Annotated in this window: 14 protein-coding genes; 2 read left to right on the forward strand and 12 right to left on the reverse strand. The window is 72.3% G+C overall.

The genetic code is table 11. The features are described 5' to 3' along the window. Positions 1–101: 101 nt before the first annotated feature. Complete coding sequence (locus ACZ6S6_RS01145) at positions 102–668, forward strand: MarR family winged helix-turn-helix transcriptional regulator (protein WP_469702863.1); 567 nt, start codon at positions 102–104, stop codon at positions 666–668. 227 nt (positions 669–895) lie between these two features. Here the strand turns inward: ACZ6S6_RS01145 and ACZ6S6_RS01150 are convergent, their stop codons facing one another. The 11 genes from ACZ6S6_RS01150 to ACZ6S6_RS01200 all read right to left on the reverse strand — a co-directional run bounded on the left by ACZ6S6_RS01150 (position 896) and on the right by ACZ6S6_RS01200 (position 11,506). Continuing rightward, entirely contained in the window at positions 896–1,966 is a 1,071-nt protein-coding gene (locus ACZ6S6_RS01150) for an aromatic ring-hydroxylating dioxygenase subunit alpha (protein ID WP_362953738.1), read from the reverse strand. Between the two features lie 7 nt (positions 1,967–1,973). Beyond that, positions 1,974–2,204, reverse strand: a complete 231-nt coding sequence (locus ACZ6S6_RS01155; RefSeq protein WP_362953737.1) for a recombinase-like helix-turn-helix domain-containing protein — start codon at positions 2,202–2,204, stop codon at positions 1,974–1,976. 22 nt (positions 2,205–2,226) lie between these two features. Next, positions 2,227–3,189: a PDR/VanB family oxidoreductase gene (locus tag ACZ6S6_RS01160; protein ID WP_362953735.1), complete on the reverse strand. Its 963-nt coding sequence runs from the start codon at positions 3,187–3,189 to the stop codon at positions 2,227–2,229. Continuing rightward, positions 3,186–4,856: a thiamine pyrophosphate-binding protein gene (locus ACZ6S6_RS01165; RefSeq protein WP_469702867.1), complete on the reverse strand. Its 1,671-nt coding sequence runs from the start codon at positions 4,854–4,856 to the stop codon at positions 3,186–3,188. Before ACZ6S6_RS01165 ends, ACZ6S6_RS01160 begins: the two co-directional genes overlap by 4 nt. A 38-nt stretch (positions 4,857–4,894) precedes the next feature. Continuing rightward, on the reverse strand, positions 4,895–5,692 hold the full coding sequence (locus tag ACZ6S6_RS01170; protein WP_469702871.1) for an SDR family oxidoreductase: 798 nt from the start codon (positions 5,690–5,692) through the stop codon (positions 4,895–4,897). 318 nt (positions 5,693–6,010) lie between these two features. Then, positions 6,011–6,778, reverse strand: a complete 768-nt coding sequence (locus ACZ6S6_RS01175; RefSeq protein ID WP_469702875.1) for an SDR family NAD(P)-dependent oxidoreductase — start codon at positions 6,776–6,778, stop codon at positions 6,011–6,013. Beyond that, positions 6,778–7,299: a cupin domain-containing protein gene (locus ACZ6S6_RS01180; protein WP_469702878.1), complete on the reverse strand. Its 522-nt coding sequence runs from the start codon at positions 7,297–7,299 to the stop codon at positions 6,778–6,780. Before ACZ6S6_RS01180 ends, ACZ6S6_RS01175 begins: the two co-directional genes overlap by 1 nt. Positions 7,300–7,342: 43 nt before the next feature. After that, entirely contained in the window at positions 7,343–8,173 is an 831-nt protein-coding gene (locus ACZ6S6_RS01185; RefSeq protein WP_469702881.1) for an alpha/beta fold hydrolase, read from the reverse strand. Further along, a complete protein-coding gene (locus ACZ6S6_RS01190; protein WP_362953729.1) occupies positions 8,170–9,009 on the reverse strand; it encodes an aspartate dehydrogenase domain-containing protein in 840 nt (279 codons plus the stop codon). Before ACZ6S6_RS01190 ends, ACZ6S6_RS01185 begins: the two co-directional genes overlap by 4 nt. Next, the gene (locus ACZ6S6_RS01195) at positions 9,006–9,986 is read right to left on the reverse strand and encodes a VOC family protein (RefSeq protein ID WP_362953727.1); all 981 of its coding nucleotides are present in this window, start codon (positions 9,984–9,986) and stop codon (positions 9,006–9,008) included. Before ACZ6S6_RS01195 ends, ACZ6S6_RS01190 begins: the two co-directional genes overlap by 4 nt. Before the next feature lie 38 nt (positions 9,987–10,024). Beyond that, positions 10,025–11,506: an aldehyde dehydrogenase gene (locus tag ACZ6S6_RS01200; RefSeq protein ID WP_469702885.1), complete on the reverse strand. Its 1,482-nt coding sequence runs from the start codon at positions 11,504–11,506 to the stop codon at positions 10,025–10,027. 321 nt (positions 11,507–11,827) lie between these two features. Between ACZ6S6_RS01200 and ACZ6S6_RS01205 the strand changes: the two genes are divergently transcribed. Continuing rightward, complete coding sequence (locus ACZ6S6_RS01205; RefSeq protein WP_469702889.1) at positions 11,828–13,264, forward strand: MFS transporter; 1,437 nt, start codon at positions 11,828–11,830, stop codon at positions 13,262–13,264. A 92-nt stretch (positions 13,265–13,356) separates the two neighbouring features. On the opposite strand, the gene ACZ6S6_RS01210 is transcribed toward ACZ6S6_RS01205, so the two are convergent. After that, a complete protein-coding gene (locus tag ACZ6S6_RS01210) occupies positions 13,357–13,692 on the reverse strand; it encodes a chorismate mutase (protein ID WP_362953722.1) in 336 nt (111 codons plus the stop codon). Between the last annotated feature and the right edge of the window lie 14 nt (positions 13,693–13,706).

Below are 13,706 nucleotides of genomic sequence, written 5' to 3' on the forward strand. Positions count from 1 at the left end.
GAGGTGCTGGCGGGTTCGCGGCGGGCTGAGCGGGTTCGTACCAGGTCCTTTGAGGGCTAAGATTCTTACCCGTTGTGTACCTGTACGGAGGAGTGCCCGGGATGGCGAAGAACGAGGCTTCCGAGACGTCCGCGACGTCCGCGACGTCCGCGACGTCCGCGAAGGGGCAGGACGCGGTGGCCTCGATCGTGGAGGACTGGCGGCGGGAGCGGCCGGAGCTGGACACGGCTCCGCTGGAGGTGTTCGGCAGGCTGCACCGGGCGTTCTTGCGGTACAGCGCGGCGATCTCGCGGCCGGTGGAGCGCAAGGGGCTGTCGATGGCCGGGTTCGATGTGCTGACGGCGCTGCGCAGGGCGGGGGCGCCGTTCCGCCGTACGGCGGGTGAGCTGGCCGATTCGGGGCTGATCAGTTCGGCGGGGGTGACGTTGCGGATCGACCGGCTGGAGAAGGACGGGCTGATCCGGCGGGAGCGGGATCCGCAGGACCGCCGGGTGGTGCACTCGCGGCTGACGGACGAGGGGTTGTCGGTGATCGACGAGCTGTTCTCGGAGCATCTGGACAACGAGCGGCGGATGCTGGCGGGGTTGTCTCCTGCGGAGTGCCGGCAGTTGGCGCGGTTGCTGGAGAAGCTGGAGCGGTCTGTGTTGGCGGCGGAGTCGGGCGAGTAGCGGTTCCTTGGGGTGGGGTGGGGGGCGCTCCGCGGGGCGCCGGTACCTCGGCGCGGGGTGTGTCCTCAATCGCCGGACGGGCTTGATTTTGGGTGCCGTTGCCCCGGAGCGAAGTCTGTCCTCAATCGCCGGACGGGCTTGAGGTGCCGGTGTCCGGCTTGGGGGTGCCGGTGTCCGGCTTGGGGTGCCGGTGTGCGGCTTGGGGTGCCGGCGATTGAGGATGTTGTTCAGGGCTTCGTGGCCTGGGTCTCCGCCTCGGTGCGGTACATGCGGCGGACGCGGACCACGCCCAGGTCGTGCTGGTAGAGGTTCTCCGCCTGGTCGGCGTCCGTACGGAGGTCCTCCAGCATGACGCGGTCCTGTTCGAGGACCTCCCAGTGGCGGTCCTCCAGGAGTGTGCGGTACAGGAAGCGCCAGGTGTCGCGCTGCCAGTCGGTGACCTTGCGGTAGCGCCAGAAGAAGACGGCGCAGCGGTTCTCGTCGATGGGGGTGGCCATGCCGACGATGCCGAACGGGCCGCCGGGGCCGGCGGTCGGCGGGTACGGGATGGTGAGGTCGACCCAGTCGACGCCGGTGCGGCAGAGCTCGACCCAGTCGAAGTTGACGCCGCTCTGGTCGGTCTTCTCGAAGAAGAAGCCGCGTTCGGTCTCGCGGATGCGGAAGCGTGCGGTGGTCTGTCCCTCGGCCATGCTGTGCGAGTCGCGGTGCAGGAACGACCCGTGCATGGGGTCGAGCAGGTTCTCCACGGCGTAGCGCCAGTTGACGTTCCACTCGGCGTAGCAGAGGAACGCGGTCGTGCCGGGGTCGGTGAGCTGTTCGGGGAGGGTGAGCGGGACCGGTTCGGGGTGTTCGTCGTCGCCGAAGTAGGCGAGGATCCCGCCGCCGGTCTCGATGACGTGGGGTGCGGCGACGAGCTGTTTGCCTTCGAGGTTGCAGCCGGGCAGGCCGGGTACGGCGGCGACGGTGCCGGTGCCGTCGACCTGGACGCCGTGGTACCAGCAGGCGATGCGGTCGCCGAGGTGTTTGCCGAGGGAGAGGCGGGCGCCGCGGTGCGGGCAGCGGTCCTCCAGCATGTGGAGGGTGCCGTCGGCGCGGCGGAAGAGGAGCCATTCCTCACCGAGGAGGGTGAGGCGTTTCATGCCGCCTGCGGGGACGAAGCCGGAGGGGCAGACGGCGTACCACTGGTTGCGGATGCCGGTGGCGAAGAGCTGGTCGGCGGTGCGGTTGCCGGGGCGGGCGACCTCGGAGGGGCGGGTGGGGGTGCCGGGCTGTACGGGGGTGGCGGTGTCGGTGGTCATGGTTGTCTCACGCTCCCAGGCGTCGCATCTCGGTGCGGAAGGTTTCCTCGGTCCACGGGCTGCCGTCGGGTGCGGGCAGGTCGCGGGCGTTGAGTCCGGCGACGAGGCCGGGCAGGTCGTGGGCGCCGCTGCCGAAGACCTCCTCGATCTCGGCGGCGAGCTTCTTCTCGTACGGGGTGGGCTCGGCGGTGCGTGACTGGTTGGGGTTGAGGTACTGCGGGGTGGTCGGGGTGGTCATGTCGGCTCCTTTCGGGGGCGTTTCAGAGGTCGAGTACGAGGCGGGGGGTGCGGGCGCGGGAGACGCAGAGCATCATCGACGCGCCGGATTCGCGTTCGCTGTCGGTGAGCAGGAAGTCGCGGTGGTCGGGGGTGCCTTCGAGGACTTTGGTCTCGCAGGTGCCGCAGATGCCGTCGCGGCAGGAGGAGGCGACGGTGATGCCGGCGCTCTCCAGTGCGTCGAGTACGGAGGTGTCGGGGCCCACCTCGACGGTGCGTCCGGTGCGGGAGCAGACGATGTCGAAGCCGGTGTCCTCGCCGTCGCGCGGCGGGGCGGTGGGGGCGGCGAAGCGTTCCGTACGGGCGTCGGGGCAGCGTTCCTCGACTGCGGCGAGGAGGGGTTCGGGCCCGCAGCAGTAGACCTGGGTGCCGGGGGCGAGGTCTGCGGTGAGGGTGTCGAGGTCGGGGTGGCCGTGTTCGTCCTGGGGGACGAATTCGACTGATCCGCCGGGGAGTTCGGCGAGCGCGGAGAGTTCGGCGCCGAAGGCCATGGAGGTGCGGGTGCGGCCGCCGTGGACGAGCCGCCACGGGGTGCCGGTGCGGGCGGCCTCGCGGACCATGGCGAGGATCGGGGTGATGCCGATGCCGCCCGCGATGAAGAGGTAGCCGGTGGCGTCGGCGGTGGTGTCGAGCTCGAAGTGGTTGCGGGGGCCCTGGACGTGGAGGGTCTGGCCGGGGCGGAGATGGGTGTGGAGGTGGGCGGAGCCGCCGCGGGAGGCGGGTTCCCTGAGGACGCCGATGCGCCAGTGGCCGGGGTCGGCGGGGTCGGAGCACAGTGAGTACTGGCGGACGTGTCCGCCGGTGTGTACGTCGATGTGGGCGCCGGGCCGCCAGGCGGGGAGCGGGGAGCCGTCCGGGTGGGTGAGTTCGATGCTCAGGATGCCGTCGGCCTCCCAGGTCATGCGGTGGACGAGCAGGTCGAGCCGGGGTTCCTCGGCGGACGTCATGACGGGTTGCCTCCTTCTCCAGAGGTATCGGTGGCGGCTGCGGGGAGCTTGACCGGCGGGGTGAACGGGGTGTTCATCGGGCCGAGCGCGTTGAGGTCGATCTCGACGAGGGTGGGTCCCGGGGAGGCGGTGGCCTCCTTGATGACGGGTCCGGCGTCGGCCTCGGCGGCGATGCGCGCGTACGGGAGGCCGACGGCTGCGGCGAGCTGCTCGAAGTCGGGGGTGGTGAGGTCGACTCCGGAGCGGCGCGGGAAGTGGTTGTCCTGCATGTTGCGCAGGACGCCGTAGCCGCCGTCGTTGAAGACGAGGAGGGTGAGGTCGGGCTTCTCCTGGGCGAGGGTGAGGAGTTCGCCGAGGTGGACGGCGAGGCCGCCGTCGCCGGCGATGACGACAGTCGGGGTGTGGGGGCGGCCGAGCGCGGCGCCGATGCCCATGGCGAGGCCCTGGCCGATGCCGCCGCCGCGCGGGAAGACGTTGGTGGCCGGGTCGGTGATCTCCAGGAGCCGGTTTCCCCAGGTGGAGGAGGGGATCGTGACGTCGCGGGCGATGACGGAGCCGGGCGGGCAGGCGTCGCGGACGGCGTCGTTGATCGCGGCCTGGGGTCCGATGGCGTGGCGCTGTGCGGTGCGGGCGTCGGTGCGGGCCCTGCGTACGCGGTCGGGCCAGCTCGGCTCCGTACCGCCGCTGGTGACACGTCCCAGGAGGGCGGCGAGTACGGCGGCGGCGTCGCCGTGCAGGGCGACAGTGGCGGGGTACACGCGGCCGGGGGCGGCCGGGTCCAGGTCCAGCTGGAGGTGGACGGGCGGGAGTTCGAGGCTGTAGTCGGCCGTCTCGTTGGAGCGGAAGTGGGTGCCGATGGAGAGCAGTACGTCGGCTTCGGCGAGCAGGGCACGGCCCGCGGGCGCGGTGGCGTAGTTGCCGAGGACCCGGTCGTCGGACTCGGGGACGGCGCCGCGGCCGGAGTTGGAGGTGATGAGTCCGGCGTTCAACGCGTCCAGGAGGGCGGCGAGTTCGGGGCGGGCGCTGTTGGCTCCGCCGCCGGCCCAGACGAGGGGCCGGCGGGCGGCGGACAGCAGGGCGGCGGCCTCGTCGAGGAGCGCGGGGCCGGGCAGGGCGGGGGCGGGGGCCTCGCGGACCGGGGTGCCGGTGAGGTGTTGCGGGGCGAATTGCAGGTCGATGGGCCATTCGACGCTGACCGGTCCGTGCGGCGGGGTCAGTGCGCGGGCCGCCGCGTCGCGGAGGACGTCGCCCGCGGACTCGGCGTCGGTGACGGTGACGGCGTGGGCGGAGACCGCGCGGAGCATGCCGAGCTGGTCCTTGGTCTCGTGGATGAAGCCGCGCCCGGAGCCGAGGTACTCGCTGTCGATCTGGCCGGTGATGTGCAGGACGGGGGTGCCGGAGCTGAGGGACTCGATGAGGGAGCCCGCGGCGTTGCCCGCGCCGGTTCCGGTGCTGGTGAGGGCGCAGCCGGGCTTGCCGGTGGCGCGGGCGTAGCCGTCGGCGGCGTTGACCGCGGCGGCCTCGTGGCGGACGGGGACGAAGCGCAGATCGCGGTCGACGGCTTCGACGAGCGGCAGGTTGTGCACGCTGACGATGCCGAACACCGTGTCGACGCCGAGTCCGCGCAGCGTCTCGACGAGCAGGTCGCCGCCGTTGGGCTGGGTCATGTCGTTGTGCTCCTGGAGTGGGTGGGCCGGGGTGGGCGTCAGGCGATGGCGCGGTTGACGCCGCCGCAGACGTCGACGGTGGTGCCGGTGATGTAGGAGGCCCTGGGCGAGAGCAGGGCGGTGACGGCGTACGCGACTTCGTCGGCGTTGCCGAGGCGGCCGAGCGCGATGCCTCGGTCGGCGGCGAGGGCGGCCTGCCAGGCGGGGTAGTCGAGGGGGCTGCCGGAGGCCGCGTGGCGGCGTTCCCACTGGCCGGTGTCGACGAGGCCGAGGCAGACGGAGTTGACGCGGATGCCGTCGGGGGCGAGTTCCCTGGACAGCGAGGTGGAGAGGTTGAGGATGCCGGCGCGGGCGGCGCTGGTCGTCATCAGCGCGGTCTCGGGCTGTTTGGCGAGGACGGCGTTGATGTTGACGACGGAGGCGTCGCCGGAGGTCTTTCCGGATGCGCGCAGGTGGGGCAGGGCGGCGTTCAGGGGGTTGAGGACGCCGAAGAACTTCAGTTCCAGTTCGTCGCGCCAGTCGTCGGCGGTGGTCTCGGCGAAGGGTTTCATCCGGGAGGCGCCGGCGTTGTTGACGAGTCCGTCGAGGCCGCCGAGGCGGGTCGCGGCGGCCTCGGTGAAGGCGCGTACCGCGGCTTCGTCGGTCACGTCGCAGGGTGCGTGGTAGAGGGTGTCCGGTCCGGCGAGGCCGTCGAGGGCGGTGGTGAGGGCGTCGGCGCGGCGGCCGCAGGTGGCGACGCGGGCGCCCTCGGCGAGCAGCATGCGGACTGTGGCTAGGCCGACGCCGGAGCTGCCGCCGGTGACGAGGATGCGGTGGCCTTTCAGGCGGAGGTCCATGGGGTGGGCTCCTTGCGGGTGGGGGGTGCGGGTGGGGTGAGCCGGGGCGGTCCGGCGCACCGTTTTGTCCTCAATCGCCGGACGGGCTTGATTTCGGCGGCCCGGCGGGATGGTTGCTGCGGGCCGGTGGGATTGATTGCTGCGGGCCGGTGGTCGCTTTGTCCTCAATCGCCGGACGGGCTTGGGTTGCTCGCCGGGCGGGCTTGAGTTGGTCGTCGGACGGGCTTGAATTGCTCGTCGGGCGGGCGTGGGTTGGTCGTCGGGCGGGCGTGGTCTGGTTTGGTCTGGTCTGGTCTGGTCTGGTCTGGTCTGGTCTGGTCAGTTCATCGTGAAGCCGCCGTTGACCGCGAAGGTCTGGCCGGTGATGTAGCCGGATTCCTCGCCTATGAGGAAGGCGATCAGGCCGACCAGGTCGGCCGGCTGCTGCGGGCGGGAGATCGCCCGGTTGAGCCGGTAGAGCTCGTGGCGTTCGGCGGGGATGTCCACCGCGGACTCCCCCTCGGTGAGGCCGGGGGCGACGGCGTTGACGGTGATGCCGAAGTCGCCGGTCTCGCGCGCCATGGCCCGGGTCAGGGAGATCACGGCGCCCTTGGAGGCGATGTAGTGGGCGAGGCGGGGAGAGCCGTACAGGGCGGCGTCCGAGGCGAGGTTGACGATGCGTCCGCCGCCGTGTTCCCGCATGAGCGGGAGGAGGGCGCGGGCGACCAGCCAGGGGCCGCGGGCGTTGACCGCCATGATGCGGTCCCACGCCTCGACGTCGATCTCGTGGAAGGGTTTTCCGCCGACCGCGTTGGCGAGTCCCGCGTTGTTGACCAGCCCGTACAGCCGGCTGCCGTCGCCGGCGAGGGTGGCGGCCAGGGCGTCGGCGGAGTGCGGGTCGGCGACGTCGAGCGGGTGGAAGTCCGCGGTGATGCCGTCGGCGCGCAGTTCCTCGGCGGCCCGTCTGCCGGTGGTCGCGTCGAGTTCGGCGATGACGACGCGGTGTCCGTCGCTGCCGATCCGGCGGGCCGCGGCCAGTCCCAGGCCGCGGCCGGCGCCGGTGACGACGACCGTACGGCCGGTACGGGGGGTGTCGTCGGTGGCCATCAGTCGCGGGTGACGCCGTGCATCGGGGAGTGCTCGGGGTAGGTCGGGACCTGCGGCTTCCGGGTGCCGATGATCACGCAGAAGAGGGCGTCGGTGTCGCCCTCGTTCTTGAGTGAGCGGGCCACTCCGGCGGGCACGACGATCATGTCGCGGTAGCCGAGGGTGCGGTACTCGGCCTCGTCGGCGCCGCGGTGGACGCCGACCCTGACCCGGCCCTCCAGGACGAAGAAGGCCTCCTCGACGTCGTGGTGGGTGTGCTCGGGGCCCTCGGCGCCCGGCGGCAGCAGCATGTTGGAGAGGGTGAATCCGCCGGAGGGCAGGATGCGGTTGTCGTTCTCGTGGTTGCCGGTGGCGCCGGAGCCGACGTAGCGGATCTGGGCGCGGCGGTACTGGGCGCCGGCCTTCTCCTGGAAGGACAGGGCGTTCCAGTCGGGTTCGCGGGAGTCCTTGGTGGCGATGAGCGAGTCGGTGAACTTCGCGAGGTCGCCGTCGGTCTCGTACGGGGTGTTGTCGATGGGCACGGGATGCTCCTCGGTGGGGTGCGGGTCGGGGTGGGGCGCGTCGTTACGCGGGAACGCGGGCGACGACGTGGAGGTGGGCGCGGACCCAGGCGTTGAAGGCCTCGGGCCGTTCCTGGTTGGCGAGGTGTCCGGCGCCGGAGAGGGTGACGTACACGGATGTGGTGAGTGCTCCGGCGATGGCCTGCGACTCGTCGGTGCCGGTGACGGTGTCCTGATCGCCGCACAGGACGAGGGCGGGTGCGGTGATGGCGGGCAGTTCGTCGCTGAGGTCGGCCTCCGCCATGGACGCGGCGGCGTATCCGTAGCCGGGGCCGCGGACGGCGGCGGCCATGGTGGCGACGACGCGTGCGACGAGCGCGGGGGGTGCGCCGGCGGAGACCAGTCGGGGTCCGCGGGCGGCGGCGAAGGCGTCGGGGCCCTCGGCGGCGAGTTGTCCGGCCCGTCCGCGCATGGCCTTCGCCTTGTCGGGGTGGGTTCCGGAGCCGCGGCTGGAGTCGGCGATGATCAGTGAGGCGACGAGGTCGGGGTGGCGGGTGGCGAGGCGCAGTGCGATGACGCCGCCCCAGGAGACGCCGAGGACGTGGGCGGGGCCGCCGCGTTCGCGGATGAGGGCGGCGGCGGTGTCCGCGTAGCCGTCGAGGCCGGGGGCGTGGTCCGGGTCGGCGGAGTCCGCGTAGCCGGGTGCGTCCCAGGCCACCACGCGTACCTGGTCGGCGAGTTCGTCGAGCTGGGGGGCGAAGGCGGCGGAGGAGGAGCCGATGCCGTGCAGGCAGAGCAGCAGCGGGGCGTCGGGGTCGCCGGCCTCCCGGGTGTGAACGCCTCCGACGCCTCCGACGGCGACGGCGGCGAGAGCAGCGGCGGCGGCGGCGGTCACAGGATCTGTCCCGCCCGGCCGACGACGGCGCCGAGGCTGCGGAGCACGGCGTGCGGGACGACCTGGCTGGTGGCGGGGTTGGCGGCGTCGGGCCGGTGGGCCACCTCGAAGCGGTACGTGCCGTGCGGGCCGGCCGCTTCGATGACGTGCCGGGTGAGGGTGGCGGCCGGGTCCGCGACGACGACGACCTCGACGAGGCCGGGGTCACCGGTGGCGAGCGCGACAGAGGCGGCGACGTTCGTCGACCTGGGGAACTTGACCGGGACGTCGCGGGCGGTGCCGCGCATCACCTCGACGGGTTCGGTGGTGGTGCGCAGCCGCTCGGTCAGCTCGGCGTCCATCCACGGCTGGTGGAGGGTGCCGGGCAGTTTGGTGGTGGTGAGGGTGACGGAGGTGAGGGGGCCGAGGCCGCGGACGGCCTGGAGGAGGTCGAGTCCGCCGACGGCTCCGCCGGTGAAGTAGACGCGTCCGGGTCCGGCGCCGCGCAGCCGGCCGACGAGTTCGGGGTCGACGAGTGCGCCGGTGGAGGCGATCAGCAGGTCGGCGCCGCTGTTCAGGACCCGCTCGGCCCATTCCCGTACGACTGCCTGGCCCGCGGCTTCGACGATCAGGTCGCAGACGGCGAGGGCGTCCTCGAAGGACAGCTGGGGTGCGGGGGCGTCGACGAGGGGCCGGTTGTCGATGATGCAGGTGAGTTCGGCGCCGGGGATGTGTCCTTCGGCGAGTGCGGTGCCGACGACGCGTCCGATGGCTCCCCAGCCGACGAGGCCGATGCGGCGCACGGGGCGGGCGGGGCGGTTGGGGGCGTCCGGCCGAGGGGTGAGGGTGGCGGTCATGCGGTCACCTCTTCTGGTGCGGCGGCGGGGGCGTCCCTGCCGGCGGGGGCGGCGAGGGGGCCGGGGTCCGGGGTTCCCGCCATGTGGCAGCGGATCGCGGCGGACGGCGGGCCGGCGGTTCCCCACAGGTCGGAGAGGTCGGGAGTGCGGCGCCAGACCTTGGCGATCCAGGCGTCCTCGACGATCTGGGCGACCTCGGAGGTGTATTCGCAGACGAGTCCGGCGGGATCGGTGAAGTACGAGAAGGTGTTGTCGCCGGGGCCGTGCCGGCCGGGCCCCCACTGAGGGGTGATGCCGTGGTGGCGGAGGCGGCCGAGGCCGCGCATGAAGTGGTCGATGGAGGTCATCTCGTAGGCCACGTGGTTGAGGGAGGTCCACTCGGCCTGGTTGAAGGCGATGCAGTGGTGGTCGGCGTTGCAGCGCAGGAACGCCATCTGGTGCTCGGACCAGTCGGAGACGCGCAGGCCGAGGACCGAGGTGTAGAAGGCGACGGCGGCGTCGATGTCGGTGGTGTTGAGGACGGTGTGGGTGACGCCGACGGGGACGGCGGCGTCCCGGCCGCGCGGGGTGACGGCGTGGGTCTGGGCGCTGAGTTCGATCAGCCGGCCCTCGGGGTCGGTGAAGCGGAGCCCGTAGCCGCCGCCGACCTGGTCGAGGGGGCCGGGTCCGGCGACGGGGACGATCCCGCGGGCGAGGAGCCGGCGGGCGGCCTCGTCGATCTCGGCGGGGGTGGCGACGGCGAAGGCGATGCGGCCGAGGCCGTTGCGTTCGCCGCGGGTGAGGGCCAGGACGTGGTGTTCCTCCCCGGTGCCGCGCAGCCAGGTGGCGTCCGTCTCGCGTTCGACGGGTTCCAGGCCCCAGACCTCGGAGTAGAAGTCGGCGGACTCGGTGAAGGCGGGGGTGCGCAGCTCGACGGAGCGCAGGGCGCGCAGCCGGGCGACGGGCCGGTGGTGGGGCTGGGGGTTCTCGTGGGGCATGGTGTTCTCCCGCTCGGGTTCGTGGGGCGCGTGCGGCGTCAGTGGGCGGCCCAGGGCAGTGGGGTGGTGTCGGTGGCCCAGTAGAGGGACTTCTGCCGCTGGTAGCCGCGGATGAGGTCGCGGCCCTTCTCGGTGCCGATGCCGCTGTCCTTGAGTCCGCCGAACGGGGTGGAGATGCTGAACTGCTTGTACGTGTTGATCCAGACGGTGCCCGCGTCGATACGGCGGGCCAGGCGCCAGGCCCTGGCGTGGTCGCGGGTCCAGATTCCGCAGGCCAGTCCGTACACGCTGTCGTTGGCCTGGGCGACGAGGTCGTCCTCGTCGTCGAAGGGCAGGGCGATCAGGACGGGGCCGAAGATCTCCTCCTGGCAGACGCGGGCGGTGTTGGGCAGCCCGTCCAGGACGGTGGGCAGGTAGTAGGCGCCGTCGCGGTACTGGTCGCCCTCGGGGGCCGCTCCCCCGCACCGGACGGTGGCGCCCTCCGCGCGGGCCAGGTCGACGTGGGCGGCCACGCTGTCGCGGTGGCGGTGGTGGACGAGGGGTGCGACCTGGGTGGCGGGGTCGGTGCCGGGTCCGACGCGCAGCTTCCGCGTACGGGCGACGAGTTCGGCGGTGAACTCCTCGTAGCGGGAGCGGGCGACGAAGAGCCGGGAGCCGGCGATGCAGCTCTGGCCGCTGGAGGAGAAGACGCCGTACATGACGCCGGCCAGGGCCTGTTCCAGGTCGGCGTCGGCCAGCACGATGGTCGGTGACTTGCCGCCGAGCTCCAGCGACAGGGGCATCAGCTTGTCGGCGGCGGCGTGGGCGAGGGTGCGGCCGGTGCTCGTACCGCCGGTGAAGGTGACCTTCCCGACGGCGGGGTGGCGGACGATCGCGTCGCCGATGACGCTGCCGCGGCCGGGCAGCACGGAGAGCAGTGCGGTGGGCAGTGCGGCCTCGGTGAGTGCCCGGTGGACGAGGCGGCCGAGGGCGAGGGCGACGAGCGGGGTCCACTCGGCGGGCTTGAGGAGGACGGCGTTGCCCGCGGCGAGTGCGGGGGCGAGTTTCTGGGCGTCGCTGGCGATCGGCGAGTTCCAGGGGGTGATCGCGCCGACGACGCCGATGGGTTCGTGGACGCTCATCGTGACGTACGGGCCGCGGGAGGGGGTGAGGGCGTCCTCGGCGGTCTCCAGGGCGGCGGCGGTGTAGCGGAAGGTGCCGGCGGCGCTGAGGACGAGGGCGCGGGTCTCGGTGCGGCATTTGCCGGTGTCGGCGGTCTGCAGGGCCGAGAGCCGGTCGGCGCTCTCCTCGACGAGGTCGGCGACGCGGTGCAGCAGCCGGGCGCGGAGGTGGGCGGGCAGCTCGCGCCAGGCGGGGTCACGGGCCGCCCGGGAGGCGGCCGCGGCGGCCTCCTCGATGTCGTCCAGGGAGGCGGCGTGCACGGTGGCGATGACCTGGCCGGTGGCCGGGTCGACCGTCTCGATGAGGGTTCCGCGGCCCTGGCGCCACTGCCCCGCGACCAACACCTCGTCGGCAAGCATCAGTTGGCCTCCTGCTGTCGAATCCGGTTACCTCAGGACTAAAAATCTAAGCCCTTAAGTAATTGTCCGCAAGCCTCCTCGGAAAAAAACTCTCCCGCCTCGGAGGTCTTGACGGCGCCCACCCCTGGGCGGATAAAACTTAAGCACTAAGAAGCTAGGCACTTGCAGAGATCTCATGGAGACAGTGGGCGTCGCCACACGCTCACGAGCCCTCGACGGCCGTGTCCCTCCCGTACGCTCGGCTCACTCTCGTCCCCTCTGCACCCCGTACGCCTGGCTCCCCAACCGCTCCGGCTCCACGCGGAGCAGGAGGAACCCTGGATGAGCACCGACACCTCGAAGGACGCCGCACCGGGCCCACCACCCGCCGGCACCACTCGCGCCGCCATCGCAGCCCGCTTCGAACGGCTGCCCCTCTCCCGCTGGCATGTCACCGTCCGGCTCATCGTGGGTGTCGTCACCTTCTTCGAGGCCTTCGACCAGCTGCTGATCGCCTACGCGCTGCCGGAACTCCGCGACGAATGGCACCTGACCACGGGCGACGCCACGGCGGTCCTCACCGTCGGCTCGGTCGGCATGCTCGCCGGCGCCCTGCTGTCGGGGCGGCTGGCCGACCGCTACGGCCGGGTGAAGGTGATCGCGTACTGCGTGGCGGTCTCGGGCCTGGTGAGTCTGGCGCTGACCGCCTGCACCTCACTCACCCCCTTCCTCGCGCTCCGCTTCGTGCAGGGGCTCGCGATCGGCGGCGAGGTGCCGGTGGCCGCGGCGTTCATCAGCGAGATCACCCGGAGCTTCAAGCGGGGCCGCTTCGTCCTGCTGTACGAGCTCGTCTTCCCGGCCGGCCTCACCATCGGCGCCCTGGTCGCGGCCTGGGTGGTCCCGGCGGCGGGCTGGCGCGTGATGTTCGCGATCGCCGCCGTGCCGGGCCTGCTGGCCTTCCTCGTCCAGCGCAAGGTCCCGGAGTCACCGCGCTGGCTGGCGGACCGGGGCCGGCTCACGGAGGCCGACGCGGTGATGTCCGAAATCGAGGCGAAGGTGTCGGCGGCGACGGGCGAACCGCTGCCCCCGCCGCTCCGCGCCTCGCCGGAGGCGGAACCGGCGTCCGCGGCAACGGCCGCCACCCCGGCGGAACGCGCCGCAATCGGCATCCGGGGCCTGTTCACCGGCCGCTACCGGCGCCGCACCCTGGTCGTCGGCGCGATCTGGTTCACCGGCTACTTCGTCAACTACGGCGTGACGTCCTGGCTGCCCAGCATCTACAAGGACGAGTACGGCCTCAGCCTCTCCGACGCCCTGCTCTACTCCACGGTGACCTCGGTCGCCGGTCTGCTCGGCTGTCTGCTGGTCGCGCTGACCGTGGACGTCCTGGGCCGCCGCCGGATCTTCGCCATCTGCCTCGGCGCCTCGGCCGCGCTCCTGCTGACCCTCGCCGCACTCGGCGCCCGCTCCCCCGCCCAGGTCCTGATCTGGACCTCGCTGTCGGCGGTCGGCTTCTTCGGCTCCAACATCTGCCTGTACCTGTACACGCCCGAGCTGTACCCGACCCGGATGCGCGCCCTGGGGTGCAGTGTCGGCGGTGCGGTCAACCGCCTGGGCGTGATCCTCGGCCCGATCCTGGTCGGCGTGGTCTACGCGGCGGGAGACAGCGTCGCGGCGGTGTTCGTGATGCTGGGTGCGGTGGCCGTGGTGGGCGCGGTGGTGGCGGGAACCCTGGCCGAGGAGACGGCGAACCGCCCGCTGGAGGAGATCTCGCCCTGACGGGCGGTCGGCAGCCGGCGGGCGGCTACGGGCGGGCGGCTACGGGCGGGCGGCTACGGGCGGGCAACGGGACTTCTCGGACACGACCTCGGTCAGGCCTGTGCGCCGGCCGTCCCGTTCGCCGATTCGTCCGCGATGCGCTCGTGGTGGCGGATGACCTCCGCCACGATGAAGTTCAGCAGCTTCTCGGCGAACGCCGGGTCCAGGTGGGCGCTCTCCGCCAGCTGGCGCAGCCGGGCGATCTGGCGGCCCTCGCGCGCCGGATCGGCCGGGGGAAGCTGGTGGGCGGCCTTGAGATGGCCCACCTGCTGAGTGCACTTGAAGCGCTCGGCGAGCATGTGGACAACTGCCGCGTCGATGTTGTCGATGCTCTCGCGCAGCCGGTTCAGCTCGGCGCCTACGGACTCGTCGATGTCGCTCGTGGTCATGGTCATCGAGCTTA

This window comes from Streptomyces sp. NPDC048671, assembly GCF_055587045.1.